This window comes from Mycolicibacterium houstonense, from assembly GCF_900078665.2.
Taxonomy (GTDB): domain Bacteria; phylum Actinomycetota; class Actinomycetes; order Mycobacteriales; family Mycobacteriaceae; genus Mycobacterium; species Mycobacterium houstonense.
Map to the genome: position 1 here is coordinate 4,347,988 of NZ_LT546207.1, position 26,386 is coordinate 4,374,373.

The 26,386-nt window shown below is 67.0% G+C and carries 27 protein-coding genes, 3 tRNA genes and 4 pseudogenes; 13 read left to right on the plus strand and 21 right to left on the minus strand.

Going from position 1 to position 26,386, the window contains the following annotated elements; genetic code table 11:
- Positions 1 to 46: 46 nt before the first annotated feature.
- From BN4332_RS21780 to BN4332_RS21790, 3 genes are all read right to left on the minus strand, one after another.
- On the minus strand, positions 47 to 658 hold the full coding sequence (locus BN4332_RS21780; RefSeq protein WP_066901535.1) for a DUF7158 domain-containing protein: 612 nt from the start codon (positions 656 to 658) through the stop codon (positions 47 to 49).
- Positions 655 to 3,360 carry a glycoside hydrolase family 38 N-terminal domain-containing protein gene (locus BN4332_RS21785; RefSeq protein ID WP_066901536.1) on the minus strand — a complete coding sequence of 902 codons (2,706 nt, stop codon included), beginning with the start codon at positions 3,358 to 3,360 and terminating at the stop codon, positions 655 to 657. Before BN4332_RS21785 ends, BN4332_RS21780 begins: the two co-directional genes overlap by 4 nt.
- Positions 3,361 to 3,377: 17 nt before the next feature.
- A complete protein-coding gene (locus tag BN4332_RS21790; RefSeq protein WP_066901538.1) occupies positions 3,378 to 4,130 on the minus strand; it encodes an endonuclease/exonuclease/phosphatase family protein in 753 nt (250 codons plus the stop codon).
- Positions 4,131 to 4,196: 66 nt separating this feature from the next.
- On the opposite strand from BN4332_RS21790, the gene BN4332_RS21795 reads away from it, so the two are divergent.
- Positions 4,197 to 4,748 carry a nucleotidyltransferase family protein gene (locus tag BN4332_RS21795; protein ID WP_066901540.1) on the plus strand — a complete coding sequence of 184 codons (552 nt, stop codon included), beginning with the start codon at positions 4,197 to 4,199 and terminating at the stop codon, positions 4,746 to 4,748.
- Here the strand turns inward: BN4332_RS21795 and BN4332_RS21800 are convergent.
- The 3 pseudogenes from BN4332_RS21800 to BN4332_RS21810 form a co-directional block, all read right to left on the minus strand.
- A pseudogene (locus BN4332_RS21800) lies at positions 4,738 to 5,421 on the minus strand (helix-turn-helix transcriptional regulator); the annotation flags it as partial. The gene BN4332_RS21795 and the pseudogene BN4332_RS21800 overlap by 11 nt on opposite strands.
- A gap of 7 nt (positions 5,422 to 5,428) precedes the next feature.
- A pseudogene (locus BN4332_RS21805) lies at positions 5,429 to 6,733 on the minus strand (glycoside hydrolase family 38 N-terminal domain-containing protein); the annotation flags it as partial.
- Positions 6,724 to 6,834 (minus strand): annotated as a pseudogene (locus tag BN4332_RS21810) (transcriptional regulator); the annotation flags it as partial. The pseudogenes BN4332_RS21810 and BN4332_RS21805, both read right to left, overlap by 10 nt.
- A 62-nt stretch (positions 6,835 to 6,896) precedes the next feature.
- Between BN4332_RS21810 and BN4332_RS21815 the strand changes: the two are divergent.
- Both BN4332_RS21815 and BN4332_RS21820 read left to right on the plus strand, forming a co-directional pair.
- A complete protein-coding gene (locus BN4332_RS21815; RefSeq protein ID WP_066901542.1) occupies positions 6,897 to 7,421 on the plus strand; it encodes a DinB family protein in 525 nt (174 codons plus the stop codon).
- A 3-nt stretch (positions 7,422 to 7,424) separates the two neighbouring features.
- Positions 7,425 to 8,024 carry a DinB family protein gene (locus BN4332_RS21820; protein WP_066901544.1) on the plus strand — a complete coding sequence of 200 codons (600 nt, stop codon included), beginning with the start codon at positions 7,425 to 7,427 and terminating at the stop codon, positions 8,022 to 8,024.
- A 46-nt stretch (positions 8,025 to 8,070) separates the two neighbouring features.
- On the opposite strand, the gene BN4332_RS21825 is transcribed toward BN4332_RS21820, so the two are convergent.
- Positions 8,071 to 8,694, minus strand: coding sequence for a TetR/AcrR family transcriptional regulator (locus tag BN4332_RS21825; RefSeq protein WP_066901546.1), 624 nt, complete (start codon positions 8,692 to 8,694; stop codon positions 8,071 to 8,073).
- A gap of 76 nt (positions 8,695 to 8,770) precedes the next feature.
- Here BN4332_RS21825 and BN4332_RS21830 point away from each other — a divergent pair, with 76 nt between their 5' ends.
- The 6 genes and pseudogenes from BN4332_RS21830 to BN4332_RS21855 form a co-directional block, all read left to right on the plus strand.
- Positions 8,771 to 9,775 carry an oxygenase MpaB family protein gene (locus BN4332_RS21830; protein WP_066901548.1) on the plus strand — a complete coding sequence of 335 codons (1,005 nt, stop codon included), beginning with the start codon at positions 8,771 to 8,773 and terminating at the stop codon, positions 9,773 to 9,775.
- Positions 9,776 to 9,827: 52 nt separating this feature from the next.
- Complete coding sequence (locus BN4332_RS21835; protein WP_066901550.1) at positions 9,828 to 11,240, plus strand: ABC1 kinase family protein; 1,413 nt, start codon at positions 9,828 to 9,830, stop codon at positions 11,238 to 11,240.
- Between the two features lie 9 nt (positions 11,241 to 11,249).
- Positions 11,250 to 12,167 (plus strand): alpha/beta fold hydrolase, encoded by a 918-nt coding sequence (locus BN4332_RS21840; RefSeq protein ID WP_066901595.1) that lies wholly within the window; start codon positions 11,250 to 11,252, stop codon positions 12,165 to 12,167.
- A 170-nt stretch (positions 12,168 to 12,337) separates the two neighbouring features.
- Entirely contained in the window at positions 12,338 to 13,219 is an 882-nt protein-coding gene (locus tag BN4332_RS21845; RefSeq protein WP_066901552.1) for a cyclopropane mycolic acid synthase family methyltransferase, read from the plus strand.
- Between the two features lie 184 nt (positions 13,220 to 13,403).
- Positions 13,404 to 14,264 carry a cyclopropane mycolic acid synthase family methyltransferase gene (locus tag BN4332_RS21850; protein ID WP_066901554.1) on the plus strand — a complete coding sequence of 287 codons (861 nt, stop codon included), beginning with the start codon at positions 13,404 to 13,406 and terminating at the stop codon, positions 14,262 to 14,264.
- 106 nt (positions 14,265 to 14,370) lie between these two features.
- A pseudogene (locus BN4332_RS21855) lies at positions 14,371 to 14,994 on the plus strand (YciI family protein); the annotation flags it as partial.
- A 98-nt stretch (positions 14,995 to 15,092) separates the two neighbouring features.
- Here BN4332_RS21855 and rplA read toward each other — a convergent pair.
- From rplA to BN4332_RS21920, 13 genes are all read right to left on the minus strand, one after another.
- Positions 15,093 to 15,800 carry a 50S ribosomal protein L1 gene (gene rplA, locus BN4332_RS21860; protein ID WP_003881830.1) on the minus strand — a complete coding sequence of 236 codons (708 nt, stop codon included), beginning with the start codon at positions 15,798 to 15,800 and terminating at the stop codon, positions 15,093 to 15,095.
- A 71-nt stretch (positions 15,801 to 15,871) separates the two neighbouring features.
- Complete coding sequence (gene rplK, locus BN4332_RS21865) at positions 15,872 to 16,300, minus strand: 50S ribosomal protein L11 (RefSeq protein WP_003881829.1); 429 nt, start codon at positions 16,298 to 16,300, stop codon at positions 15,872 to 15,874.
- A 69-nt stretch (positions 16,301 to 16,369) separates the two neighbouring features.
- Positions 16,370 to 17,209, minus strand: a complete 840-nt coding sequence (nusG, locus tag BN4332_RS21870) for a transcription termination/antitermination protein NusG (RefSeq protein ID WP_066901558.1) — start codon at positions 17,207 to 17,209, stop codon at positions 16,370 to 16,372.
- A gap of 27 nt (positions 17,210 to 17,236) precedes the next feature.
- Positions 17,237 to 17,704, minus strand: coding sequence for a preprotein translocase subunit SecE (gene secE / locus BN4332_RS21875; protein ID WP_066901560.1), 468 nt, complete (start codon positions 17,702 to 17,704; stop codon positions 17,237 to 17,239).
- Between the two features lie 70 nt (positions 17,705 to 17,774).
- Positions 17,775 to 17,847: transfer RNA gene (locus BN4332_RS21880), tRNA-Trp, on the minus strand.
- Between the two features lie 165 nt (positions 17,848 to 18,012).
- Positions 18,013 to 18,522 (minus strand): (3R)-hydroxyacyl-ACP dehydratase subunit HadC, encoded by a 510-nt coding sequence (gene hadC / locus BN4332_RS21885; protein WP_066901562.1) that lies wholly within the window; start codon positions 18,520 to 18,522, stop codon positions 18,013 to 18,015.
- Between the two features lie 12 nt (positions 18,523 to 18,534).
- Positions 18,535 to 18,963, minus strand: coding sequence for a (3R)-hydroxyacyl-ACP dehydratase subunit HadB (hadB, locus tag BN4332_RS21890; protein ID WP_066901564.1), 429 nt, complete (start codon positions 18,961 to 18,963; stop codon positions 18,535 to 18,537).
- Positions 18,963 to 19,427: a (3R)-hydroxyacyl-ACP dehydratase subunit HadA gene (hadA, locus tag BN4332_RS21895; RefSeq protein ID WP_066901566.1), complete on the minus strand. Its 465-nt coding sequence runs from the start codon at positions 19,425 to 19,427 to the stop codon at positions 18,963 to 18,965. Before hadA ends, hadB begins: the two co-directional genes overlap by 1 nt.
- Before the next feature lie 10 nt (positions 19,428 to 19,437).
- Entirely contained in the window at positions 19,438 to 19,605 is a 168-nt protein-coding gene (rpmG, locus tag BN4332_RS21900) for a 50S ribosomal protein L33 (RefSeq protein ID WP_003881823.1), read from the minus strand.
- Between the two features lie 46 nt (positions 19,606 to 19,651).
- Positions 19,652 to 19,725, minus strand: a tRNA-Met gene (locus BN4332_RS21905).
- 68 nt (positions 19,726 to 19,793) lie between these two features.
- Positions 19,794 to 19,866, minus strand: a tRNA-Thr gene (locus tag BN4332_RS21910).
- A 109-nt stretch (positions 19,867 to 19,975) separates the two neighbouring features.
- A complete protein-coding gene (locus tag BN4332_RS21915; protein WP_066901568.1) occupies positions 19,976 to 21,211 on the minus strand; it encodes a globin domain-containing protein in 1,236 nt (411 codons plus the stop codon).
- Entirely contained in the window at positions 21,208 to 21,657 is a 450-nt protein-coding gene (locus BN4332_RS21920; RefSeq protein ID WP_066901570.1) for an RrF2 family transcriptional regulator, read from the minus strand. The genes BN4332_RS21915 and BN4332_RS21920 overlap by 4 nt, the downstream gene beginning before the upstream one ends.
- A gap of 135 nt (positions 21,658 to 21,792) precedes the next feature.
- On the opposite strand from BN4332_RS21920, the gene BN4332_RS21925 reads away from it, so the two are divergent.
- The 4 genes from BN4332_RS21925 (at position 21,793) to BN4332_RS21940 (ending at position 25,396) form a co-directional block, all read left to right on the plus strand.
- Positions 21,793 to 22,518 (plus strand): MBL fold metallo-hydrolase, encoded by a 726-nt coding sequence (locus BN4332_RS21925; protein ID WP_066901572.1) that lies wholly within the window; start codon positions 21,793 to 21,795, stop codon positions 22,516 to 22,518.
- Positions 22,519 to 22,747: 229 nt separating this feature from the next.
- Complete coding sequence (locus BN4332_RS21930; RefSeq protein WP_066901574.1) at positions 22,748 to 23,734, plus strand: phospholipase effector Tle1 domain-containing protein; 987 nt, start codon at positions 22,748 to 22,750, stop codon at positions 23,732 to 23,734.
- Between the two features lie 70 nt (positions 23,735 to 23,804).
- The gene (locus BN4332_RS21935) at positions 23,805 to 24,662 is read left to right on the plus strand and encodes a DUF8453 domain-containing protein (protein WP_435405170.1); all 858 of its coding nucleotides are present in this window, start codon (positions 23,805 to 23,807) and stop codon (positions 24,660 to 24,662) included.
- A gap of 23 nt (positions 24,663 to 24,685) precedes the next feature.
- On the plus strand, positions 24,686 to 25,396 hold the full coding sequence (locus tag BN4332_RS21940) for a crotonase/enoyl-CoA hydratase family protein (RefSeq protein WP_066901579.1): 711 nt from the start codon (positions 24,686 to 24,688) through the stop codon (positions 25,394 to 25,396).
- 125 nt (positions 25,397 to 25,521) lie between these two features.
- Here BN4332_RS21940 and BN4332_RS21945 read toward each other — a convergent pair whose 3' ends face one another.
- On the minus strand, positions 25,522 to 26,361 hold the full coding sequence (locus BN4332_RS21945; protein WP_066901581.1) for a type IV toxin-antitoxin system AbiEi family antitoxin: 840 nt from the start codon (positions 26,359 to 26,361) through the stop codon (positions 25,522 to 25,524).
- Positions 26,362 to 26,386: the final 25 nt, after the last annotated feature.

Consider the following 26,386-nt stretch of genomic DNA (forward strand, 5'->3'; position numbering starts at 1 on the left):
TGCCGCCGATGTCGAGGGCCGCCGTAAGTGTCATGCAGGGTCACCTTCAGTGTTTGTGCGTGTTGTCCGGCTGACGGGGATCGCCGGGGTGTTCATAGCCGGGCGCCAGTTCGACCAGCGCGGCGCACCGCGCGTCGAGCCACTGCCGGAACGCCTGCCTGCGGTTGGCCGCCCGCAGGTGGGCCGCGATGCTGTCGTGAACCTCGTCCAGGGCCGGGGCGACGGGCCGGGCCCGCCAGCCGGACATCCCGGCCGGCACCGCGGCGAAGCGCATCGGGTTGCGGGCGTGGTAGGCGGCGATCTCCCCCTCTGAAACATCCACCCCGGCAGTGACATCGGCGAACACCGCCCGAGCCTGCGGGAGGTCGAGCACAGCGGCGGCGACGCTGCCGATCTGCAACCGGGCCGACGTATCGGGCAGCACCTCATCGGCGGTCGGGGCGTCGATGTCGGACAACCCCCGGGCGTGGGCTTCCTCGGCCACCACCCGTTCGGCGACCACCAGCTGGGTCAGCCAGCGGCGCAGCTGGCGGCCCTCGCTGGTTCCTGGGCGCGGCAGCGCCGAGGCCCGGTTCCCCGCCCGCAGCCGGGCTTCGCGCTCGTCGATCTCCGTGGCCCACACCGGTTTTTCGGCCACACGGGCGGCAACGGTGCTCATCGCACGGTCACCTGGACCGCGGGTGAGTAGATCAGGCGGCCCGCGCATCCCACGCGGATCAACGCCCACCACTGCCCCGGTTGGACCCACGCCGGCGGCGCGATGTCGAACTCGATCTCAGCCGTGCCGCCCGCGGGCACCTCGACACCGGACGCGGCCGGGCCCATCCACTCCCAGGTTCCCCACGGGCTGATCAGGTGGGCCTCGGCGGTCAGAGCGGCCCGGGCGTCGGTACCGATCGTGATCGACATCCGGGCGCTTTCCCCGGCCTTGACGTCGACCGCCTTCGGCTCGGCCACCAGTTTGAGCACCTGCGCGTCGGGTTCTCCGACCGTGACCATGCAGACGTCTTCGACCGCCTGGCGCCACGAGGGTGGCAGCACGCCCGAATGACTGCCGGTCACCGTGAGTTCTGCCCGCAGGGGATACAGGCCGGGCTCGACACCGGCCGGAACAGTCAGCACCACATCGGTTTCCAGGTGCTCGCCGGGTGGCAGCACGTAGGGCAGATCGGCCGGCTGCACCTCCCACCCCGGTGGCCCCGTCACGCTGACCCGGCCGTGCAGTGCGGCGTCGGTGCAGTCGCTGGCCGCGGTGAGCCGCACGACGACATCGGTACCAGGTTGCGCGGCGACGCTTTCCGGATGCAGGTAGGCCACGGCAGGCAGGCCACCCAGCGGGGCGGGCCCACGGTTGTGCAACCAGTACCTGGCGTAGAGCGGCTGCGCCGCCTCCGCTTCGGGCGCCAGCTGCCGGTGCTCGGCGCGCAACACGCGGGGCATGTTCAGCTGGGTGGACACGGTGGCGATCTGATAGCCGTGCAGGCTCAGGTGCGACGGCTGCTCCGGCGCCGGCTCCTCCAGCAGGTTCAGGTTCGCGGCGGTGGACACACCGCGCAGTCCGGAGCGGATGGTCACCTCGGCGGCGCTGCCGGTGATCTCGACCAGGCGAGCGGTAACCCCGTCAGCCGGGTCGACGCTGCGGACCGATCCCGACGCCAGTGGATTGCCGGTCGCCTTGAGCGCGCCCAGCTGTACCGCGCCGGCCGGCTCGATCTCCAGCAGCGATCCCCACGGCGGCAGTCCCCCGCTGCCTGCCGCATCGACCGCCACGGGGTGTAGCGGCCGATTGAACTCGGCGGCGCTCGCCGGGACCCCCACCGTGCGCCAGTCACCGGCACCTGTCACCAATGCGTAGTCGAAAGTGTGTGTCCAGTGCTGCAATTGGAAGTTGGAGCCGTCGGGTGCGGTGCGCCGCGGCGGGTCGATCCAGGTGCCCGACGGCCAGCCGGTGCAGGACCGCATCAGCGACGTGTGCAGGGTTCCGTCGGGTTCGACGGCGAAGCTCGGTACGCCGCGGTTGAGCAGCGCCACGGTTCGGTTGTCGAACGGTTCGGGCGCCGCCGGGGCCTGTTGGGTGACGACGATCTCGGCGTCGCCCAGGTCTTCGACCACGCCGTCGAGGTCGCCGGCCAGGATCAGCACCGGCAGGGCGCGGACGCCGCGCACGTCGGCGCCGGGCAGCCAGTGTTCGGTCAGTGGCGCGGTGGCGGGCACCCANGGCGACGGGGCGGCTCCGCGCGAATCCAGTTCGGCCCGCACCGCGGCGAAGAACTCGGACGGCAGCGCGCACACGAACTTCGGCCACACGTATCGGGCGTTCCAGTCCCGGTGGATCTGGGTCACCCACTTGTTGGGCGGCGTGTAGTCGGTGCCGACGGGCAGAAGTACGTTGCGGGTCAACGCGACCCGCTTGAGTTTGGCGAACAGTGCGTAGGTGGATTCCTCGGCCTCGGCCAGCGAGGGTGCGGAGTCCATCCACCATCCGCCCGCATAGTGGGCGGGCATGTAGTGGGTGAGCAGGCCGCGGCCCGATGGGGCGATCCATTCGAACTCGCTGGCGAACTGCATGCGCTCGGGATCGCCGTCGTTCTGCATCGGCCCCCACTGATGGTGCGGACCGCGCGCCCACGAACTGGAGGTCAGACCGACGTCGGCCGCCATTCCGGGAAACTGCGGGTCGTGCCCGAACACGTCGAGCTGCCATGCCGTCGCGGGCCGCGCCCCCAGGATGTCGCGTTGAAACCCCATGCCCGAGACGAAGTTCCGGATCGCCGTCTCCGGGCTGGTGAGGTTGGTGTTGGGCTCGTTGTAGGTGCCGCCCATGATCTCGACGCGGCCCTCGGCGATGAACCGGCGCAGGTCGGCCCGGTCCTCGGGCCGGGCGTCCCAGTAGGGCTTGAGATAGTCCACCTCGGCGAGCACGAACTTGTATTCCGGTTCGCGGCGGGCCATTTCCAGGTGAGCGTGCACGAGGTCGAATCCGTTGGTCTGCCGGCACTGCCCCGGCGGGTCCTCGGTCCACACGCTGGTGTAGGCGGCCTGGGTGTTCCACCAGACCGGGTCGTAGTGGAAGTGGCTGATCATGTACATCGTCCAGCCCGGCTCGGCCACGGTGAAGTCGAAGTCCGTCGCCCCCACCCGCGCGCGCCGGATCTCGCCGGGCACGCCGCGCTCGACCTCGACCGGAACGTCGACGGCACCTGCCCCGGGCGCCGCGATCGCCTCACCCGCGAGCCCGTCCCCGCTGACCCGGACGGCCGTCGGCGAGGCGCAGTCCTCATATCGCACCAGTACGAGTTGCCGAGGGGCATGCTGCGGCCCGGCGAACAGCTCCGTCGTCTCCACTGACGTGACGCGCATCTGGAAACCCTACGGCGTCAGGACGCCGAAATGTCGACGACGAGCGCCCGGTGATCGGAAATGGGCAGGTGCGGCGCGGCGCACGCGGTGGCCGAGAACGTCGGGTCGTCGGTGAGGATGTGGTCGAGTTGCGTGGTCGGCTCGTGGGCCGGGAACGTCGGCGCGGCGCCGAGCGCACGCCAGTGGTTGGGTTCGGCCAAGTTCAGGTCCCCCAGCAGGAGTCGCGGGCCCGGGAAGGCATTGATGTCGCGCATCAGGTGCCGCAGTTGCACCCGGTTCCACCCGGGCACGAACGACAGGTGCGTGTTGGCCACGGTGACCGCACCGAGCGGGGTGTCGATGCGGGCCACCATCGCCGCGCGCGGTTCCTCGTGGATGATCCGGAACCGGCGGATACCGGAGACGTACATCGGGAATCGGACCGGGATCCGTGGGAGCCGCACCACCTGCCAGTTCTCCACCGGATATCGGGACAGCAGGGCGATGCCGTAGGCGGCGGTCCCGGGTTGTTCGCGTCCGGTGGCGGCCATCCAGGTGGCCCCGGGTGTTCCCGAGATCGCGGCGACGAACCGATGGTGCACCGCGTTCATCGCATCGGCGGCCACCGCGGTCAGGTCGGCCTTGCCCGACCGTGGCTGATCGAGATCCACCTCCTGCAGCGCCAGGATGTCGGCATCGAGTTCGGTCACCGCGGCCGCCAATCTGGTCAGTTGCACATCGCCGTCGTGAACACTGCGTCCGTGCAAAATGTTGAAAGTGGCGAGCCGCATGGGTACTCAGTACCCACAACCGCATCGGACCCCACACCGCGATGCCCGAGAGACCCGGGACGACACGTGCTCGACCGCAACGACGAACTGCGCGACGCGCTGAAGCGCGCGGCCGCTGCGTTCAAGGCGCACGGTCCGCAGTTCGCGCTGGCCGGCAGCTATGCGCTGTGGGTCTACGGTGCCCCCGAACCGGTGCACGATGTCGATTTCGTGGTCGCCAAGACCGACGCCGAAGCGGCTGAGGTGACGTTGCGTAAGGCCGGGTTCCAGATCGTGCACACCCCCGAGGACTGGTTGTTCAAGGCCTATCCCGACGACGACGTCCTGGTCGATGTGCTCTATCAGCTCAACGGGGTACCGGTGGATGCGGCCACCTTCGGATCCGCCGAGGTGCTCGACGTTCTCGCGATCCGGATGCCGGTGCTGCCGCCGACGCTCGTGGTGTCGGAGAAACTGCGCTCGCTCAACGAACACCATTGCGATTTCGCCGCGTTGCTGCCGGCCGCACGGGCCGTACGTGAGCAGGTCGACTGGGATGTGGTGCGGGACGCGACCGTCGACAACGACTTCGCCGCCGCGTTCTTGATGCTCACCGACCGGCTGGGCATCACCGGCTGAAGGCCTGCAGGCGCGCGGCGACGGTGCGCACCGCGGCCACCACCTCGGGCGGGTCGAGGACTTCGAAGTCGTGGCCCACGGTGGCGAAGTACAGCACCATGCGCTCGGGGTCGTCGGCCCCCGCGGTGACGATGCAGGCGTCGGGACCGTCCGCCTCGACCGTGGCCGATGCAGGCGGAAACTTCTGCGCCACAACGTCTTGCGGTGCGTGGTAACGCACCCGGGCCACGTAGCGGTAGGGCGAGGAGCTGATCGCACGCCGCACGTACTGGGCGGCATCAGGCGCGTCACGCGGTCCGAATGTGCTGCCGCGGGCGGCCACCTCCGACATCCGGTCGAGCCGCAGGCTGCGCCAGTCCTCGCGGTCCCGGTCGTAGGCCATCAGGTACCAGCGCCGGCCGGTGGTCACCAGTTGATAGGGCTCCAACCGCCGCTGCGTGTGGTTGCCGCGGATGTCGGTGTAGTCGGCGCTGACGTGTTCGTGGTCGCGACAGGCCCGGGCCAGGGTCATCAGCACCTCGGGTTCCACCGGCGGATCCGCCGAGTTCGGGGCCAGGGTGACCGTCGCGTCGTGCACCGCCGAGACCTGCGAACGCAGGCGGGCGGGCATGACCTGGTCCAGTTTGGACAGGGCCCGCAGGGCGGATTCGCCGACGCCTGCGACGCTGCCGCCGGNCCTCTGCGGTGAAGGGATTCTCGTCCGGGCCTCCGAGTGCGAACCGGGTGCCGGGCAGGTTGGAGTCCACGCTGAGATCGCCGTAGCGGGGTTTGTCGGCGGCACTGCAGGTCGCGGTCACCCCGGCCCGCACCAGGGCCACCATGAGATCCCGGGGCGCGGAGTCCACGCCGGTGTCCTCGGGCGCGATGACCTCGGCAACCGATACCGCCCGGACGGCATCGCCGATGCGCACGCGCAACGCCGAGGACAGCCCGAACCAGCCGTAGGCGGGGTTGTCCAGCGTCCATGGGTGCTGCGCGGCGTCAACGGCATGGGTGGCCGACCGATCGTGCATCAACCCGAACCCGCGGCCGATCACCGCGTCGCCGACCTCGCTCACCGGCATCGCGCCGGGCACCGGGCACGGCCAGCGCAGCCGCACCAGACGGTCCGACCCGACGAATTCGTCGATGGTGGTGCGGCAGTCGAGGCGGTCCACCTCGGCCCACAGGGTGATGGTCTGGGTGTAGCGCAACAGATCTCCGATGCGGCCACGCACCACCACCCGCTGGCCCAGCGGGCTCCGATAGCAGCGCACGTCCTCGGCCGGGACGGCCGACGAGCACACCACCGGTCCGGTGGGCAGCAGATGCCACGGGCCTTCGCCGGCCTCCGGATGCGCCGGGTACTCGTCGTAGACGGCCAGTTCGTTGCCGACGCCACCGTCGGCGATGAGCTCGATGCCGTCGTCCAGAAGCGAACAAACCCCGCCACCGCGGGCCGCGTCGACGCGTAACCGATACCGCTCGTTGGCAATACCGTCCCCGGCCATCGGTTCCCACCCGCGCGCCGTGCCGGGTCCGAATCGGTAGGACTGCCAGCCCAGCGACGGGACATCACGGGCCGGCCAGCTCACCGTCAGCCCGCCGTCTTCGACCAGTACCGGGACCTCGTTGCCGTCGCTGTCGTACACGCCACCGGAGAACGGTTCGCCCAGGTGCACGGTGACGATGTCGGTCCGCTTGTGCGCCACCGCATTCCACACCACGACGGAACCTCCGCCGCCGGAGCCGCCGACCGCTTCCGACAACAGTGCCAGTGCATTGTCGCGGGCAGCGGTGCCCAGGTCCCAGGCGTCGCGCCAACCGGTCAGCAGATCGAGGTACACCTGATCGGACTCCGAGCCGGTGATGGCGTCGTGGTGGGCGCCGTAGGCCAGCTGCACCCACGCCTTGGCCAGCGCCGCCTGCGGATAGTCGGCGCCGCCGAGCAGCCCGGCGAACACCGCGAACCGCTCACCGTCGAGCACCGCGTCCNGGTGGTGACGCCGAGCCGCTCGGCCAACTCCTCACCCGTCCACACCCGGCGCGATTGCAGCAACCCCAGGAGTTGCAACACGCGGCCGGTGGTTTCGCTGCTCACGGCCATGTGGGAAAGTCTGCCGTACTTTTAGGACCGAAACTGTCCTATAAGCGTGCGACGGTATTCCTATGTGGACAAACTTCCTCGCCGACCAACTGGACTTCCACTGGACGCATCAGCTCCGTCCACGCCTGGACGGCCTGACCGACGACGAGTACTTCTGGCAGCCGGTACCCGACTGCTGGACGGTGCACCCCGACGGGGGTATCGACTTCAGTTACCCACCGCCGCAACCGGAGCCGTTCACCACGATCGCGTGGCGGCTGGCGCACGTGATCGTCGGCGTGCTGGCCATGCGCAACCACTCGCATTTCGGCGGACCACCGGCCGACTACCAGTCCTGGCCGTATGCCACCGATGCCGCGACGGCCCTGCGCCAGCTCGACGACGCGTACCGAAATTGGATCGACGGGGTCCGGGGACTCGACGAGGATGACCTCAGCAAGCCCGTCGGTCCGGCCGAAGGGCCGTGGGCCGAGCATTCGATGGCCGTGCTCATCCTGCACATCAACCGGGAGGTCATCCACCACGGCGCCGAAATCGCCTGCATCCGCGACCTTTACGTCCACACCACCAAGAACCAGGAGAACTGACCGATGCCCGGTATGCCCATTCCCGCCGCCGACGAACGCCAGACACTGATCGGATTCGTCGCCTTCCAGCAGAACGCGTTCTTCTCCGTGGCGCACGGCCTCACCGACGAACAGGCCCGCTCCACCCCGTCGGTGAGCGCACTGTCCATCGGCGGGCTGATCAAGCACGTCACCGGAATGCAGCAGGGGTGGACCGCGCGCGCCCAGCACGCACCGCAGTTCCCGCCGCCGGACCCCCGTCCGATGGAGGAGCAGATGGCCGACTACGCCGACCAGTACGTGATGCGCGAGGACGAGACGCTGGCCGATCTGCTCGAGGCGTTCAAGGCCCAGAACGCCGAGACGCTGCGGGTCCTCGCCGAGGCCGATCTCGAGACCCCGGTTCCCGTGCCACACGAAGTGCCGTGGTTTCCGCAGGACGTCGACCACTGGTCGGTGCGCTGGGTGGCCATGCACCTGATCGAAGAGCTCAGCCGGCACGCCGGGCACGCCGACATCATCCGCGAATCCATCGACCGGGCAACGATGTACGAGTTGATGGCGGCCGAGGAGCAGTGGCCCGAGACCGATTGGATCAAGCGCTGGCGGCCGGCCGAGGTCTAACCGGCGGCACCGCCGCCGGGTCTAACTGGCGGCACCGCCGCCGGGTCTAACCGGCGGCACCGCCGCCGAGCACCAGCCGCAGGGCATAGTCCACCACCAATTCCAGGTCGTCGCCCAGGTTCCCGCCCAGCCACTGCTGGGCGAGCTCGGCCATCGCCCCGGTGTACATGGCCGCGCCGACCTGGGCGGCCACCGGGTCCGACCCCGGGTTGAGCCGGCCGCCCTCGGACAGCACGGCCTCGCGCAACAAGTCCTGGGTCGCCGCGCGTCGGGCGGCGAGCACCGGGTTGGCCCTGGCGTCGGTGAACAGCACGCGGCCACGTCGCGGATCGGCAGAGCTGAACCCCAGCACCGCGGCGATCCCGGCCCGGGTCCGCTCGCGCAGGGAATCGCCGGCCCCGGCCATCGCGGCGTCGACGTCGGCCGCCAGGGCCGCGCTGACCTCGTCGTACACCGCACCCAGCAGGTCGTCTGTATCGGCGAAGCTCTCATAGAAGTAGCGGGTGTTCAGTCCACACTCCCGGCAGACCGAGCGCACCGAGACCGCGGCCTCACCACCGTCCCCGAACAGCCGGAACGCCGCGTCCACCAGCAGGGCGCGGCGTTCGGCGCGGCGGTCCGTCAACGGCACGCCGGCCCATCGGGTGGCGTTGGACGCCGGGGTCGACATCGCTCCAGCTTAGATCTGGTCACACCTGTGCCCAAAATGTATTCTGGCTACAGACGTAACCAGAAAGGGGCCCGCGGTGGACATGCCACACCAGATCCTCGAGCAGATGCTGCAGCGCAAGTTCGACAAGGACATCCGGCAGCACTACTTCCGCGGCATGGAGTTCGCCGGCCCGGCCGGCGATCCGGGATGGTTCGGCCCGGGCAGCGCCGTCTGGCACGTCCACTCCCACACCGAGGCCCTGATCTTCGGGCTGCAGTGCGCGGCCTACATGGAACGCCTCGACCCGTCGATCTACTGGATGGGCATGCACCATTCGCGTCTGGTCAAACGGGACGAGAACGGGACCGCCATCCCCGTCATCGACCCGCAGGGCGCGGCGGTGCGGCTCGGCCACTCGATCGCGTTCTTCATCGGCACCGCCTACGGCAACACCGAAACCGCCGAGCGGGTGGCCAAGACCGTCCGCTCCATGCACCACACCATCAAGGGTGTCCGCCCCGACGGCGCGGCCTATGACGCCGACGATCCGGACTGGCTGCGCTGGAACTACGCGACCGTGGTGTGGGGGCTGGCCACCGCGCACGAGATCTACCATCCGAATCCGTTGCGCGGCAAGAAACTCGACCGCTACTACGGGGAGTTCATCCGGGTCGGGCACGCACTGGGAGGCACCGACCTGCCGACCACCAAGGCCGAGACACTGGAGTGCCTCGGGTCCTACCTACCCAAGCTGGCGCTGACCCACGGTGCGGCCATGGCCACCGGCTCCAACCTGCCGATGCCGCAGAGCGCGGTGGACTGGGCGATCCGCGACACCATGCCGAAATGGGCCAAGCAGCTCATCGGGCACACCGATCCCAACCCGATCGAGCGGGCCGGCCGGCGCGCCATCGTGTGGTCGATCATCAACGGGCTGCACACCGCGGCCGGCACCACGCTGGAATTCCGGGCGGCCCAGAAGCGCGTCGCCGGTGGCCTAGACCCCGCCCTGGCACCTCACACCGAGCCGACCTATGTTCGCGGCAGCGACCCGGCGCTCAGCCGAGAAGAGATCGAGGACAGTTTCGCCCCGGTGTGACGCACCACACAGATATTTTTGGCGTTACCGCGGGTTTTGAGACACTGCAGCTATGAGCACTACGCCGCCGAAAACCAAGCACCGCGAGGTCGCCAGGTTGAGCCGGGTGCCGCTGCCAGTGGAGGCGGCCCGGATCGGGGCCACGGGTTGGCAGATCACCCGTACCGGGGCCCGTGTCGCCGCCAGCCTGTTCGGCCCCGGATCCCTGCAGCAGAAGATCATCAAGCAGGTGCCGCAGACCTTCTCGGATCTGGGTCCCACCTACGTCAAGTTCGGCCAGATCATCGCGTCGAGCCCCGGCGCCTTCGGTGAGCCGTTGAGCCGCGAGTTCCGCAGCCTGCTCGACCGGGTGCCGCCGGCCGACACCAGTGAGGTGCACAAGCTTTTCGTCGAGGAACTCGGCGACGAGCCCACGAAGCTGTTCAAGAGCTTCGACGAGAAGCCGTTCGCCTCGGCCTCGATCGCCCAGGTGCACTACGCCACGCTGCACAGCGGCGAGGAGGTGGTGGTCAAGATCCAGCGCCCGGGCATCCGCCGCCGGGTCGCCGCCGATCTCCAGATCCTCAAGCGCGGTGCACAACTCGTCGAGCTGGCCAAGCTGGGCCGGCGACTGTCGGCGCAGGACGTGGTCGCCGACTTCGCCGACAACCTGGCCGAGGAGCTGGACTTCCGGCTGGAGGCCCAGTCGATGGATGCGTGGGTCTCACACATGCACGCCTCGCCGCTCGGCGAGAACATCCGGGTCCCGCAGGTCTACTGGGACCTGACCAGCCCGCGGGTGCTGACCATGGAGCGGGTCACCGGGGTTCGCATCGACGACGTCGCCGCCATTCGCAAGAAGGGCTTCGACGGCACCGAGCTGGTGAAGGCCTTGCTGTTCAGCGTGTTCGAAGGCGGGCTCAAGCACGGCCTGTTCCACGGCGATCTGCACGCGGGCAACCTGTACGTCGACGACGACGGCAAGATCGTGTTCTTCGACTTCGGCATCATGGGCCGCATCGACCCCCGTACCCGGTGGCTGCTGCGCGAGCTGGTCTATGCCCTGCTGGTCAAGAAGGACCATGCGGCGGCGGGCAAGATCGTGGTGCTGATGGGGGCCGTGGGAACGGTGAAGCCAGAAGGCGAGGCGGCCAAGGACCTCGAAGCGTTTGCCACACCCCTGACCATGAAGTCGCTCGGCGATATGTCCTACGCCGAAATTGGCAAGCAGCTGTCCGCGCTGGCCGATGCCTACGACGTCAAGCTGCCCCGCGAACTTGTTTTGATCGGCAAGCAGTTCCTCTATGTCGAGCGGTACATGAAGCTGCTCGCGCCCAAGTGGCAGATGATGAACGACCCGCAGCTGACCGGGTACTTCGCCAACTTCATGGTGGATATCAGCCGCGAGCACTCCGACGAGCGCTTGCGCGAGCAGGATGCGGCTGAGGCCTCGGGGGCCGACGCCGGCGACGGGATCGAGGCCTGAGTGGCCGGCATGAAGGTACGGAGCGGCTTCGCCAAGTCATCCGCCGATCCCGGCGATGTCGACATCTATTACGAGGACATGGGCGACCCGAACGATCCGGCGGTGCTGCTGATCATGGGTCTGGGCGCCCAGATGTTGTTGTGGCGCACCGGTTTCTGCGAGATGCTCGTCAATCAGGGTTTGCGCGTCATCCGGTACGACAACCGCGACGTGGGGCTGTCCACCAAGCTGTCCGGAAAGCGGGTGGACTCGCCGCTGTCGTTGCGAATGGCCCGGTCGTTCCTCGGCCTGCGCAGCCCGTCGGTCTACACCCTTGAGGATGTCGCGGATGACGCCGCCGCCCTGCTCGATCACCTCGACATCGACAGCGCCCACATCGTCGGCGGTTCGATGGGCGGGATGATCGCGCAGGTTTTCGCGTCGCGGTACGCACAGCGCACCAAGACGCTCGCCGTGATCTTCTCCAGCAACAATCAGGCGCTGCTGCCGCCGCCCGGCATCAAGCAGCTGCTGTCGATCATCACCGGCCCGCCCGCCGGTTCGTCGCGAGAAGCCGTGATCGACAATGCCGTTCGCATCAGCAAGATCAACGGCAGCCCGGCCTATCCCACGCCCGAGGAGGAGATCAGGGCACAGGCCGCCGAGTTGTACGACCGTGCCTACTATCCGGCAGGGATCGCCCGGCACTTCGGCGCCATCCTGGGCAGCGGCAGCCTGCGCCACCACGACAAGCGGATCACCGCGCCCACCGTGGTGATCCACGGGCGTGCCGACCGGCTGATGCGCCCGTTCGGTGGCCGCGCGGTCGCCCGCGCGATCGACGGCGCCCGCCTGGTGCTGATCGACGGGATGGGCCACGAGCTGCCCGAACCGGTGTGGGACGAGATCGTCGGCGAGCTGAAAACAAACTTCGCCTGCTGCAGCTGATTTATGCGTCTGCAACGTTAATTACCCGATCACCGGTTTGCTGGCGCTCGAAAGCTCGGTAGCTGGCCGAACTGCCTCTACAGTCTGTTTCAGCAGTCTGGGGGGGCGGCTGGGTCAAGACGTGGCCTGGTGCGGCTCTGCCCGGTCGGTATCTGCCCGAGAGGTACCCCGTGGCCAAACAACCGGCAAAACTGAAACCGCATTTCGACGACGTACAAGCCCACTACGACCTGTCCGACGACTTTTTCGCACTGTTCCTGGATCCGACCAGGACCTACAGCTGCGCCTACTTCGAGCGCGACGACATGACGCTCGAAGAAGCCCAGATCGCCAAGATCGACCTGGCGTTGGGCAAGTTGGGACTGCAACCGGGTATGACGTTGCTCGACGTGGGGTGCGGCTGGGGTGCCACGGTTCTGCGCGCGATCGAGAAGTACGACGTCAACGTCGTCGGCCTCACGCTGAGCCGAAATCAGGCAGCACACGTGCAGCAGTTGTTCGACGAGTCCGACAGTCCGCGCGCGAAACGAGTGCTGCTGGCGGGCTGGGAGGAGTTCGACGAACCGGTGGACCGCATCGTGTCGATCGGCGCGTTCGAGCACTTCGGCCACGACCGTTACGACGACTTCTTCCGCTTCGCGCACGACGTCCTGCCCCCTGACGGGGTGATGCTGCTGCACACCATCACTGCCCTGCACCCGCGCGAAGCCCACCACCGGGGCATTCCCCTCACCCTGGACCTGGCGAAGTTCATCAAGTTCATCGTCACCGAGATCTTCCCCGGCGGGCGGCTGCCCTCGATCGAGATGGTCGAAGAACGCTCGGCGCAGGCGTCGTTCACATTGACCCGCCGCCAGTCGCTGCAGTTGCACTACGCCCGCACGCTCGACATGTGGGCGGCCAACCTACAGGCCAACCACGACGCCGCGGTCGAGATCCAGTCCGAGGAGGTCTACGACCGCTACATGCGCTACCTCACCGGATGCGCCGACGGCTTCCGGACGGGCTACATCGACGTCAACCAGTTCACACTCCAGAAGCAGTCGACGTAATTTCTTTCGCTGCCGCAACACCGCCTCGCGGTTTCCGCAGGAAAAGCGAACCGGCAGCCCTGACCCATCGACCATCAACGTTTGCCAGACAGCGGGGGCGCGCAAGTCGCCGCACGCCCCCGGCAATTGCCTGCGGTACCCTGAGATCCGCGGGGAGAACTCAACGGCTTGGAGCATTTGGAACATGTCGAAATTGACACCCAAATACGAAGAACTGCAATCGATCTACGATATTTCGAACGAATTTTACGAGCTATTTCTCGGCCCCACAATGGGTTACACGTGTGGGTATTTCGAGCGTGAAGACATGACGGGGGACGAAGCCCAGATCGCCAAGTTCGATCTGGCGCTGGGCAAGCTGGGCCTGCAACCAGGCATGACGCTGCTCGATATCGGCTGCGGCTGGGGCGCATGCATGGCGCGCGCGATCGAGAAGTACGACGTCAACGTCATCGGCCTGACCCTGAGCGGTGAGCAGCGCGAGTACGCCATCGAAAAGCTGGCCAAGATTCCCACCGAGCGCAACGTCGAGGTGCGGCTGCAGGGCTGGGAAGAGTTCACCGACAAAGTGGACCGCATCGTGTCGATCGGCGCGTTCGAGCATTTCGGATTCGAGCGTTATCCGGCGTTTTTCGAGACGGCCTACAACGCGCTGCCCGACGACGGCGTCATGTTGCTGCACAACATCACCGGGTTCGACCTTCGCCAAGGCCAGAAGCTCGGACTGCACATGACATTCGAAGATGCTCGGTTTGCCCGGTTCATCATGACCGAGATCTTCCCCGGCGGCCGGCTGCCCTCGGTGGAGATGGAGAAGGAAAAGGCGCTCGAAGCCGGGTTCAAGCTCACCCAGCTACAGGAGATCGGCCCGCACTACGTCCGGACGCTCAAGATCTGGGCCGACGCGCTCGAGGCCCACAAGGACGAGGCGATCGCGATCCAGGGGCAAGAGGTCTACGACCGCTACGACAAGTACCTCAACGGCTGCCAGAAGTACTTCGCCTCGGGCCACATCAGCGTGCATCAGTTCACGCTGCAGAAGTAGCCGCCGAGAAAATCCCGGCCGGGCTGTCGGATCCGGGCCGCGTCGTTCGTCGGATGGGTAGAGAGTGGAACAGACGGTTCTCACTCGCTGACACCGGGAGATGACGATGCTGTACTTCGCGCTACTGATCAGCCAAGACGTCGAGCTCGCGCCTGAGCAGCGCGCCGAGGGCATGGCCGCCTTCCAGGCCTTTCATGCCCAGGCACAGTCGGCGATACGGGCGGGCGACGCACTGGACCGGGCCGCCGCGGCCACCCGCATCACCGGCGGCCCGGACAATCCGGTGATCACCGACGGGCCGTTCGCCGAGGGCGCCGAGGTGGCCTGCGGGTACTACGTGCTCGAGGCCGACAACCTCGATGAGGCATTGGCGCTGGCCAAGGGAATCCCGGTGGCCCATTTCGGCGCGGTCGAGGTGTGGCCCATGGTCGGGTGGACTCCCCCGTCGGAGCCGCTCGGCTCCGACTGGCTGGCGCTGCTGCTGGAACCGCCGGAGAAGGTGTGCCCGCCCAGCAGCGAGGAATGGGAGACGGGTGTGTGCGCACACACCGAGTTCGGCAAGGCCGCCGGCGACCACATCCTCAGCGGCGCCCCGCTGCACCCGCCGTCAACCGCCACGACCGTGCAGGTCCGCAACGGCGAGGCGGTGCTGACCGACCGGCCGTACGCCGAGGGTGCCGGGGTGGCCAACGGCTTCTACATCTTGCGTGCCGCCGATCGCGAGGAGGCCGTNGCCGAATGGCCAGTTATGACACGCGATTCAGAGAATCTTGTGCCGTAACTGGCCACTCGGCTTAAGAGTTGCGCGGCTCCGCTGCGCTGGCCTTATCAGGCCTCCGTGAAGTTCCGGGTCACCGACGGGTCAACCGGGATGCCCGGACCCGTGGTGGTGGAGACGGTCACCTTCTTGAGGTAACGACCCTTCGAGGACGACGGCTTGGCCCGCAGCACCTCGTCGAGGGCGGCGCCGTAGTTCTCGGCCAGCTTGGCCTCGTCGAAGGACGCCTTGCCGATCACGAAGTGCAGGTTGGCCTGCTTGTCGACGCGGAAGTTGATCTTGCCGCCCTTGATGTCGGCCACAGCCTTGGTGACATCGGGGGTGACGGTGCCGGTCTTGGGGTTCGGCATCAGACCGCGCGGGCCCAGCACGCGGGCGATCCGACCGACCTTGGCCATCTGATCCGGGGTGGCGATCGCGGCGTCGAAGTCCAGGAAACCGCCCTGGATCTTCTCGATCAGGTCGTCGCTGCCGACGACGTCGGCGCCGGCGGCCAGCGCCTGCTCGGCCTTCTCACCGACGGCGAACACGGCGACGCGGGCGGTCTTACCGGTGCCGTGCGGCAGGTTGACGGTGCCGCGCACCATCTGGTCAGCCTTGCGGGGGTCCACACCGAGGCGGATGGCGACCTCGACGGTGGCGTCCTGCTTCTTGGAGGAGGTCTCCTTGGCCAGCTTCGCGGCCTCAAGCGGCGTGTAGAGCTTGGTCCGGTCGACCTTCTCCGCGGCTTCGCGGTATGCCTTGCTGTTCTTGCTCATTGAAAATCCAATCGTGTCTGTTGGAGTCGTGGTTCCCGAGCCGATGCCAGCTCTCCCACGCTTTCCGGGTCTTACTCGACCGTGATACCCATGGAGCGGGCGGTGCCGGCGATGATCTTCGACGCAGCGTCGATGTCGTTGGCGTTGAGATCGGCCTTCTTGGTCTCAGCGATCTCGCGCACCTGATCCCAGGTCACCTTGGCGACCTTGGTCTTGTGCGGCTCGCCCGAACCCTTCTGCACACCGGCTGCCTTCAGCAGCAGCTTGGCGGCGGGCGGGGTCTTCAGCGCGAACGTGAAGCTGCGATCCTCGTAGACGGTGATCTCGACGGGGATGACGTTCCCGCGCTGCGACTCGGTCGCGGCGTTGTACGCCTTGCAGAACTCCATGATGTTGACGCCGTGCTGGCCAAGTGCAGGACCGACCGGCGGGGCGGGGTTGGCCTGCCCGGCCTGGATCTGCAGCTTGATGAGCCCGGCGACCTTCTTCTTCGGGGCCATGCTTCTGGTGTTCCTTTACTTGCTCATCCAAGGGCGTGAGACGCCCGTTGTTTCTAGCCGCTGTGGCGACTAAATCTTGGAGACCTGGTTGAAGGTCAGTTCGACAGGGGTCTCGCGGCCGAAGATCGACACGAGCACCTTGAGCTTCTGCTGCTCGGCGTTGACCTCGCTGATGGAGGCGGGCAGCGTCGCGAACGGGCCGTCCATGACGGTGACGGACTCGCCGACCTCGAAATCGACCAGGATCTCGGGACGTTCCAGGGTGGCCTCGGTGCTGGCACCGGCGGCCGCCGCGGCGGCGCTGGACTTGGCGGGCTTCTTGGCCGCACCCTGCGGCAGCAGGAACTTCACCACGTCGTTCAGCGACAGCGGGGACGGGCGCGAGGTGGCGCCGACGAACCCGGTGACGCCGGGGGTGTTGCGCACCGCGCCCCACGACTCGTCGTTGAGTTCCATGCGCACCAGGATGTAGCCCGGCAGCACCTTGCGGTTGACCTGCTTGCGCTGGCCGTTCTTGATCTCGGTGACTTCTTCGGTGGGCACCTCGACCTGGAAGATGTAGTCGCCCACGTCCAGGTTCTGCACGCGGGTCTCGAGGTTGGCCTTCACCTTGTTCTCGTAGCCGGCGTAGGAGTGGATGACGTACCAGTCGCCGGGCTTGAGCCGCAGCTCCTTCTTCAGGGCGACGGCCGGATCCTCGTCTTCGTCGGCAGCGGGCGTCTCCTCGCCCGATTCGGCGGGGGCCGATTCGGTCTCGGCGGCCGGCTCGGTCTCGGCGGCCGGCTCGGCCTCGGCGGCCTCCTGGCTGTCAGCCTGCAGGTCGTCGGTCTCCGACTCGACGGCGTCGACGTCCTCGTGCTCCTGAGTCGGATCGTCGGCGACTGTCTCGTCGCCGTCGAACGTGGTCACGTTGTCAGTCCTCTCTCAAATTCCAGATCAGGTGCCGAACACCAGCGACACCAGCTTCGCCAGGCCAAGGTCGGCGCCGTAGATCAGCGCGACCATGAACACCAGGAAGACCAGCACCACGGAGGTGTAGCTGACCATCTGCTTGCGGTTCGGCCAGATGACCTTGCGAAGCTCGGCAACGACCTGCTTCAGGTAGTTGACGACGAACATGATCGGATTGCGCGACGGCCCGGTCTTCTTGGCCTTCGCCTTCTTCTTGGCCTTCGACTTGCCGGCCTCGGCCGTGGCGTCGTCGCTCGACTCGTCGTCGGTCTCGACAGCCTCGTCGCCCTCGGCCTCGCTGACCGCGCCACGACGGGTCCGCTTGCCGGTGGGGCGCAGCGGCCGAGTCACCACCGCGGTCTGACCGTGGGTGGTGTCGGTTGCCCCGGTGTCGGTGCCAGCGTCGGTTCCAGTGTCGTCTGCGGAGCCGGCACCTTCGCGCTCGTCGCTCACCGCATGCCTTTCGTCCTGGGTTGTGTGGTCACTTTCCAGTGTCCACACCTTGTCGAGTATTCAGTTTGAGCAGGGGCGACAGGACTTGAACCTGCAACCTGCGGTTTTGGAGACCGCTGCTCTGCCAGTTGAGCTACGCCCCTCTGTCGGTGATCTGCTGGCGCTTTCGTCACCGTACTGCGCCGAGGCTCACACAATTCGCGCGCTCTCCGATCGCTCGATTGTCAAGCCGACGGACAGCGCGCTGAAATGGGAAAAACCCCGAGTGCCGAGTGTACCCCGGCGTGCGTGTCATCTACTAATCGTTGCTACTCCCCGGCTGCCTTCCGCATCACCTTGCCGGTTTCCGGATCCCACTTGACCTGGATGGAGTCGTCGGCGTCGTGGCCCATCATCGTGGTGATCGCCTCCAGGACCACCTCACCCTCGTCGTTGGTGCAGGTGTTGTGGGTGACGACGATGTCGGCGCCGAAACGCTCGTCGACCGACACGATCTCCATGACTGCGTGCAGCTGATCGCCGGCCTTGAGCGGCTTGCGGTAGACGAACTTCTGGTCCACCTGGACGATCTGCTTGGTTTCCATGCCGACGTCGACGTTCTGGAAGAAGTGCTCCTGCACCAGCAGCGCCAGGGTGGAGGCGAAGGTGAGCGGAGCGACCAGGGTGTCGTGCCCGAGCTCGGCCGCGGCCGCCTCGTCATGGCTGGCCGGATCCATGGCCTTGACGGCCTTGGCGTACTGACGGATCTGCTCGCGGCCGATCAGGAAGGGATACGGGTACTTCCAGACCATTCCCAGGATGTCGACCTTGAGTGCCATGGCCCAGACTCCTTACGCCAGTTTTGCGGTCGCGACAGCGCGCCCGAAGATCTTCTTTCCGCCTGCGGTCGCCGAGATGGCAATGGTGACCAGCTTTTCCTCGGGATCGACGGACTTGATGCGCCCGTTGAAGACGATCTCAGCACCGACACCATCATTGGGCACCGGGACGACGGCGGTGAACCGGACGTTGTACTCGGTGACCGCGGCCGGGTCACCGACCCACGAGGTGACGTAGCCGCCACCGAGGCCCATGGTCAGCATGCCGTGGGCGATCGCGGTGTCGAGGCCGACCTGCTTGGCGATCTCGTCGTCCCAGTGGATCGGGTTGAGGTCACCGGACACCCCGGCGTAGTTGACCAGATCACCACGGGTCAACGGGATCACCCGCTCCGGGAGCGTGTCGCCGACCTTGACCGAACTGAACTCGCGCAGCGCCATCAGTTAAAACCCTCTTCTCCGTCGCCCGCACGCCCGGCCAGGGTCGTGTAGGCCTCCTGGACCAGCTCACCTTTGTCGTCGGTGATGATGTTCTTCGTCACGATGATGTCGGTGCCGTGCGCCTTGCGCACGGAATGCACGTACACGTCGCAGTACAGCTTGTCCCCGGCCTTGACCGGCTTGATGAACTTCAGCTCCTGGTCGACCTGCACGATCTGAGCATCCTTGATGCCGATGTTGGCGTGATCGAAGAATGCCGACTGCGCCTGGTAACCGAAGATGCAGATGAAGGTCAGCGGCGCAGGCAGGGAATCCAGTCCGATCTCGGCTGCCGCGGCCTCATCGTGGTAGAACGCATCGTCGTTCTTGACTGCGACGGCGTGCTCGCGAATCTTCTCGCGTCCGACCTCGTAGTGCTCAGGATGCCGGTAGTGCATCCCGACGATGCTCGTCGACAAACCCACGAGTCTGGGGCTACCGCGACTCTTTGTGCGGTTGATGGGTACCGCAGTTGGGGCAGAACTTCTTGATCTCGAGCCGGTCGGGATCGTTGCGGCGGTTCTTCTTGGTGATGTAGTTGCGGTGCTTGCACACCTCGCACGCCAAAGTGATCTTCGGCCGTACGTCGGTACTCGACGCCACGTCAGTTCTCCCTGCTCAAAATCACGCTCTGCTTTTGATGTTCCTGTAGCGGTGGGGAGGCTCGATCTCCCGACCTCACGATTATGAGTCGTGCGCTCTAACCAGCTGAGCTACACCGCCCCGGAGGGTCCCAGGTGGGGCTCCACGTCCGGATCTCCCGCGTCGCTTCGCTCGCCTGGCGTCCACCGAGCCCCCTAACGGAATCGAACCGTTGACCTTTTCCTTACCATGGAAACGCTCTGCCGACTGAGCTAAGGGGGCTTGTCCCGCGGCTTGCGGCTGCGGGGCCTTAAAGAGGGTACAACCTCCCCGGCAGCCGCACCAAACCGCAGGTCAGTGCGGCCGCCGGAAAGCTGTTTTGCCTGGTCGGCTAGTCGAGCAGCCAATCGTTGGGTGCGAACAGCTCGCAGTGCACCCGCTCGGCGGCCACGCCGCGGTCGCTCAACTGGGTGCGAACCGCCTCGACGAATCCGGCTCCGCCGCACAGGTAGTACGCCGCGTCGTCCGGCAGCTCGATCCCGTCGAGCTTGAGCAGCCCGGCGTGCACGCCCTCGGCGCCTGCGGTGACGCCGTCCTCGTACCAGACCTCCAGCGAGGCGTTGGGCAGCGCGTCGACCAGTTCGTGCTGACGCTCCCGCAGCGGGTGGGCGCTGTCGCCGCGGTCGGCGTGCAGCACCCGCACCTGGGCGTCTGGGGCCTCGGCGGCCAGGAACTCCAGGATGCCGACCATCGGGGTGATCCCGATGCCTGCCGACACCAGCACCAGCGGACCGTCGGGCTTGCCGCCGGTGTACAGGTCGCCGAACGGCACCGTGACGTCGAGTAGGTCGCCGACGCACACGTTGGCCCGGATCCAGGATGAGACCTCGCCCGCGGGCTGGTCGGCGACGGCGTCGACGGGCTTGACCGCGAACGTCAGATCGGTGGATCCCGGCACGCCGACCAGGCTGTACTGGCGCAGCTGCCGAGCTCCGTCGGGCAATGTCACACCAACCGAGACATATTGCCCGGCAACGAATTTGACCGGTTCGGCGGCGCGGACCGTGACCAGCACGGCCCCGGACGGGTCGTCGACACGGGATACCACCCGCAGGCGGCGGTAGACGTCACCGGGTTCGACGCCGGCACCGGCGTACAGATCGCGTTCCAGGGCGATCAGGGTGTCGGCCATGATCCAGTAGACCCGGTCCCAGGCCTCGGCCACCTCGGCCGTCACCGTCTCGGCGCCCAGCACCTCGACGATCGCCGCGAACAGGTTGTCGTGCACGATCGGGTACTGGTCGGCGGTGATGCCGAGCGAGGCGTGCTTGTGGCCGATGCGGGCCAGCAGCGCCGTCGGGTGCGGCAGATCGGGGTTCACCAGGTGCGTGGCGAACGTGGCGATCGAGGCCGCCAGCGCCCGCTGCTGGGCGCCCTGCGCCTGGTTGCCGCGGTTGAACAGGTTGCGCAGCAACTCCGGGTGGTTGGCGAACAGGCGGCGGTAGAACTCCGAGGTGATCTCGTCGATGTGCGCGCCGATGAGAGGCAATGTGGCCGAGACGATTTCGGCATGGCGCGGCTCGAGTTCGTCGCGTACCGCAGACGGCTCAGGCGTGGTGACGGTCATCGGAGATTCCCTTCGGTTGTGAGTTGCAAAACAATCGGTAGGCGGTTGTCCGCCGTGAGGTCTGTGACGGTGTAGCGGTCGAGTTCGCGATAGAAGGCCTCCTTGGCGTCGGCCAGGACGCGGCGTAACCGGCAGGCCGCGATCAGCGGGCAGGGCGAGTCCCCGCCGCATTCGAGGACTTCCCGATCGCCTTCGAGCTCGCGCACCAGCCAGCCGATGGAGGCGCTGCGTCCGGCGTCGGTGAGCACCAGTCCCCCGACCCGGCCGCGCCGGGCATGCACCATGCCGAGTTCGGACAGCTTGGAGACCGCCTTGGCGACGTGGTGCTCGGAGGCGTTGGCGCCCGAGGCGATGGTGCGGGTGGTGATGCGCCGATCCTGCGACTCACCCGCGGACAGCAGCATCAGGGTGCGCAGTCCCAGGTCGGTGAATCGGGTGAGGTGCATGCCCTTGACGCTAGTAATTCCGCATTTTTGATGCGAGTTTTCTGCGTGTGCGCTTAAACACTCGTTGACGTGCGGTTTTTGGACCTGCAGGGATGCCTGCCCGGACCCGGCGGCGGTGCGCAATAGTCTTGGTTCATGGCCGAGCCCAAGGTTGAAGACCGCTTGTATTTCCGGCAGCTGTTGTCGGGCCGCGACTACGCGGTGAGCGACCCGATCGCTCAGCAGATGCGCAACTTCTCCTACCTGATCGGCGACCGCGAGACGGGCGATGCCGTCATCGTCGACCCGGCCTATGCGGCCAACGATCTGGTGGACGTCCTCGAGGCCGACGACATGCGCCTGTCGGGCGTGCTGGTCACCCATCACCACCCCGACCACGTCGGCGGCACCATGATGGGCTTCACGCTGGCGGGCCTGGCCGAGCTGCTGGAGCGGCAGAGCGTGCCGGTGCACGTCAACACCCACGAGGCCGACTGGGTGTCGCGGGTGACCGGGATCGCGCCCAGCGAGCTCACCGAGCACGTCCACGGCGACAAGGTCGCGATCGGCGCGGTGGAGATCGAGCTACTGCACACCCCCGGCCATACCCCGGGCAGTCAGTGCTTCCTGCTCGACGGCCGGCTGGTTGCCGGGGACACGTTGTTCCTCGAAGGGTGCGGCCGCACCGACTTTCCCGGGGGCAATGTCGACGACATGTTCCGCAGCCTGCGGGCGCTGGCCCAGCTGCCCGGAGATCCGACCGTCTTCCCCGGGCACTGGTACTCGGCCGAACCGAGCGCTCCGCTCGATGAGGTCAAACGCAGCAACTACGTGTATCGGGCGTCGAACCTCGACCAGTGGCGCATGTTGATGGGCGGTTGATGAATCGTTCCAGACGGCGTCGATGCGGAATCCGCTGAGCCGACGCGGCCAATCCAGAGCAATTCCGCCTCGCCAGCGCCCTCCTGCCACGGATTTCGTTGTTCATCCCGTTGCAATGGGAAGAAAGGGCTGCTCAGCGCGATTCGAGTAGTCCAATACTCAGGACATCAGGCAGCGGACCCGGCAAAGTAGCAGTCAGCATTAGTTGACAGTCCCGCCGGGGGTCGCCGTGAAGAACATCGCGCTGTGCTTCGACCACACAGATCAACATCCCGGGCTCCGTGACGCGTCGAATACCGAGCTGCTTTTCCGGTTGCTGGACGACGCCGATCAGCTGACCTGGTACCACAGCGGCACGGTGCCGCGAGAGGGCAGAAGGCGCCCGCCGGGCCGCCGCGGTGACTCGGTCAGCGAAGCCCGCGCGGCCATCGTCGAGGCCTACCGATTCCTCGGCGACGCGTGGGATCCCGGGGACCGCATTTTCGTCTTCGGCGGCGGCGAGGGTGGACATCGCGCCGGTGAACTGGCCACGCTGCTCGGCACCGTCGGTCTGTTGCCTGCCCACTCCGACGACGTACTCGACTACGCGTTGGCCACCTATGTACTGCCCCGCACCGCACGCACCCCGCAGGATTGGCGACATGTCCGGGTGTTGGCGGCACAGTTGTTCGGCGACCGCGACCCGGCCGTGCCCGTCCGGTTCCTCGGGATGTGGAACGCGACAGCGACGCCGGGCACCAAACAGCGGATGGGTCCGCTGCCCACCGTGGAATCGGGCCGGCACGCCGTGGCGGTCGACGGCGGTCGCCGCACCATGCGGTGCGATTGCCTCGACGAGGTCTGGTTCCGGGGATCCCGCTCCGATGTCACCGGCGGCAACGGCGCGTGCTGGCCACTGGCCGACATCACCCTGGACTGGATGCTGGACGGGGCGATCACCGCGGGCCTGCACGTTCTCGATCACAGCGCCTGCCCCACCGATCTGGATGCGCTGGCAGGCACCGCGCCGGTGCTCGGCCGGTGCCGGCCGCCGCTGGATGCCAAGGTCCATGCCAGCGTCGAGGTGTATCTGCGGTCGCATCCGCACTATTGGCGGCGACTGCCCGCGCGCATCGAATGGGTCGATGTCGAATGGCTGGCCCGCGGCGAGCGCCTGATCCACCTGCCGGTCGCCACGCCCGTGCAGCGCGACATCCTCACCGCGGTCGCGTCGTGAGCCGGCCCGATTTGACCGAAGTTTGCTGAGCCGGACCGCTGCCCCCGCAGAAAGTCCGTGATATACCCACTTGGTGGGGATTCTCGATTCAGTCACGGAGCGGGGGCGTGAGTTGGCTAGTTTCGAACCGGGCGCGTGGACGGCGCTCGCGGCATGGGTGGCGATCGCCATCGTCGTCATCGCGCTGATCTACGCGTGGCGACAGTATTTGAAGGCCAAGGATCGACAGGCTGAGCTGACGCAGCCGAATGTGTCGATGTTCATGGAACCGAGCAGCAGCGACTGGCACCTGGTGGAGCTCGTCGTCCGCAACTACGGGCAACGACCCGCCTACGGTCTGCGGTTCGAGTTCGCGAACCCGCCGACGGTCGGGAAGTACGAAAGTTCCTACGACGACAACTATGTCGACATCGTGCCGCTGAATCTGCCCGCCGAGATCCCGTATCTGGCGCCGTCGCAGGAGTGGCGCATCGTGTGGGATTCGGCATTGGACCGCAAGCAGCTCGGCGAGGCCATCGCGTCCCGGTTCGACGGCGCGATCACCTACTACGACGAGCCCGCCACCGGAGGCAAGCCCAGTGGCCGCAAACTGCGCAACACCGCGGTGCTGGACTGGGCGACGCTGCCGCCGGTGGATCGCATGGAGCTGCTGACCACCCATGACCGGGCCCGGCGAGAGAAGCAGAAGCTCGAGCTGTTGCGTGGCGTGCTGACGTACTTCCAGTACGCGGCCAAGGAGAGCGACGAGCAGGTGCTGCGCTCGGAGATCAACCGCATCAACGCACTGGGCGCCGAGGTGCGGGCACGCTGGCGCGACCGCTACGAGGCCTCACCCGACGACGATGACGACGACGATTACGACGACGACGATGAACCCGAGACCGATCTGATCAAGCCGGCAAGCTCCGGCAGGCGTCATCGCGCCTGAGCCCACTCGCTAGCATCTGTGCGATGAGCAGCCTGGTGAGCTACGAGGTCAACGATGCCGTCGCCACGATCGCGATGGACGACGGCAAAGTCAACGCGCTGTCACCTGCGATGCAGGCCGAGATCAACGCGGCACTGGACCAGGCGGCGCAGGGAGCGACCGCGGGCGAGGTGAAAGCCGTGGTGCTGGCGGGCAATTCGAAGGTGTTCAGCGGCGGGTTCGATCTGAGCGTGTTCTCGTCGGGCGATGTGGCGGCCACCCTCGGCATGCTCGCCGGCGGGTTCGAACTGTCGGTGCGGTGTCTGACCTTCCCGGTGCCGGTGATCATGGCCGCCACCGGCCATGCCATCGCGATGGGTTCGTTCCTGCTGCTCTCGGGCGATCACCGGGTCGGCGCGGCGTCGGCGCGGTGCCAGGCCAACGAAGTGAAGATCGGCATGACGCTGCCGATCGCGGCCATCGAGATCATGCGGATGCGGTTGACGCCGGCGACTTTTCAGCGGGCGATCTCCATGGCCGCGGTGTTCACCGGCGACGACGCGATCGCCGGCGGCTGGGTCGATGAGGTGGTCGAGGCCGACGCGGTGCTCTCCCGCGCCCAGCAGGTGGCCGTCGAGGCCGCCGCCACCCTGCACGCCGGGGCGCACGTGGCCAGCAAGTTGAAGGCCCGCGCCGAGGCACTGACCGCGATCAAGGCCGGAATCGACGGGCTGGAAAAGGAATTCGCGGGCTAGACGCTCTCGCGAGCCTCCTCCGTCACTTCAGCACGCCACCTCCGTCACTTGAGCCCCAACGGCGGGGCCATCCGCTCACGTATGCAGCGCTGTGGCGATTTTTCGACCGTTTTTCCGCCACAGCGCTACACACGCGACGCACGAGCTTTGGCGATCCGGCCGAGCACGTTGGCGGCACCGTCCCGGCGAGTGACCCGGATGACGGTCCATCCCATCTCGATCATCCCGTCGACCCGTTGGATGTCCTTGCGAAGCTGCTCCGGGTCGGTGTGATGACCGCCTTCGTACTCGAGGGCGATCTTCAACTCCGGCCACGCGAGGTCGACTTCACCGATCAGGGCGCCGTATTCGTTGTAGACGGGATACTGCGACTGAGGCGCGGGGTAACCAGCGCGAACGACCAAGAGCCGCAACCAGGTTTCCTGCGGCGATTCCGCCCCCGGATCCACCAGCGCGAGCGTGGTGCGGGCCTGCTTGATGCCTTTACGACCGGAGTGGCGGTCGGCCGCCGACTCGATGTCGGAGACCTTCAAATGGGCGGCTCTCGCCAACGCATCGATCGCAGCGACAGCCGTGTCTTCGGGGAATTTGCAGGCCAGGTCGACCGCGGTGCGGGCAGGTGTAGTGAGACGGATGCCGCCGATCTGGCAGATTTCGTCGTCGTCGATCGCGTCCGCCCACGTGACGATCCCGCGGGCGGCCCGGCGGTTGTTGTGGTCAATGACGTATGCGGGCAGGCCCGGGTCGATCCACCGCGCTCCGTGAAAGGCCGACGCGGAGAACCCGGCGAGGATCCCGTGTCCCCGAGACCGCAACCAAGCGGCCTTGGCGCGTACGAGGGCGGTCGGCCGTGTGCCTTTGGCCACGTAGATGTCGCGATGTACGGCCACGAACCGGGTTCGCAGCTCATGCCGAGTCAGCGCTCCTGACGCCATCGCGTGGCTGCCGACAAACGGATCCCCCATGAGCGGAGTGTGCCGAGGTCGACCG

What these genes read in the sequence shown, in the direction of transcription:
- BN4332_RS21825 (WP_066901546.1), bottom strand. Translation starts at nt 8,694, where the DNA reads ATGTCGACCCCGGCGTCCAACGCCACCCGATGGGCCGGCGTGCCGTTG.
- BN4332_RS21835 (WP_066901550.1), top strand. Translation starts at nt 9,828, where the DNA reads ATGAGCACTACGCCGCCGAAAACCAAGCACCGCGAGGTCGCCAGGTTG.
- hadC (WP_066901562.1), bottom strand. Translation starts at nt 18,522, where the DNA reads ATGGCACTCAAGGTCGACATCCTGGGAATGGTCTGGAAGTACCCGTAT.
- BN4332_RS21850 (WP_066901554.1), top strand. Translation starts at nt 13,404, where the DNA reads ATGTCGAAATTGACACCCAAATACGAAGAACTGCAATCGATCTACGAT.
- BN4332_RS21780 (WP_066901535.1), bottom strand. Translation starts at nt 658, where the DNA reads ATGAGCACCGTTGCCGCCCGTGTGGCCGAAAAACCGGTGTGGGCCACG.
- BN4332_RS21920 (WP_066901570.1), bottom strand. Translation starts at nt 21,657, where the DNA reads ATGCACCTCACCCGATTCACCGACCTGGGACTGCGCACCCTGATGCTG.
- BN4332_RS21815 (WP_066901542.1), top strand. Translation starts at nt 6,897, where the DNA reads ATGTGGACAAACTTCCTCGCCGACCAACTGGACTTCCACTGGACGCAT.
- BN4332_RS21915 (WP_066901568.1), bottom strand. Translation starts at nt 21,211, where the DNA reads ATGACCGTCACCACGCCTGAGCCGTCTGCGGTACGCGACGAACTCGAG.
- rplK (WP_003881829.1), bottom strand. Translation starts at nt 16,300, where the DNA reads ATGGCCCCGAAGAAGAAGGTCGCCGGGCTCATCAAGCTGCAGATCCAG.
- BN4332_RS21945 (WP_066901581.1), bottom strand. Translation starts at nt 26,361, where the DNA reads ATGGGGGATCCGTTTGTCGGCAGCCACGCGATGGCGTCAGGAGCGCTG.
- BN4332_RS21820 (WP_066901544.1), top strand. Translation starts at nt 7,425, where the DNA reads ATGCCCGGTATGCCCATTCCCGCCGCCGACGAACGCCAGACACTGATC.
- hadB (WP_066901564.1), bottom strand. Translation starts at nt 18,963, where the DNA reads ATGGCGCTGCGCGAGTTCAGTTCGGTCAAGGTCGGCGACACGCTCCCG.
- BN4332_RS21925 (WP_066901572.1), top strand. Translation starts at nt 21,793, where the DNA reads ATGGCCGAGCCCAAGGTTGAAGACCGCTTGTATTTCCGGCAGCTGTTG.
- BN4332_RS21790 (WP_066901538.1), bottom strand. Translation starts at nt 4,130, where the DNA reads ATGCGGCTCGCCACTTTCAACATTTTGCACGGACGCAGTGTTCACGAC.
- BN4332_RS21840 (WP_066901595.1), top strand. Translation starts at nt 11,250, where the DNA reads ATGAAGGTACGGAGCGGCTTCGCCAAGTCATCCGCCGATCCCGGCGAT.
- rplA (WP_003881830.1), bottom strand. Translation starts at nt 15,800, where the DNA reads ATGAGCAAGAACAGCAAGGCATACCGCGAAGCCGCGGAGAAGGTCGAC.
- BN4332_RS21940 (WP_066901579.1), top strand. Translation starts at nt 24,686, where the DNA reads ATGAGCAGCCTGGTGAGCTACGAGGTCAACGATGCCGTCGCCACGATC.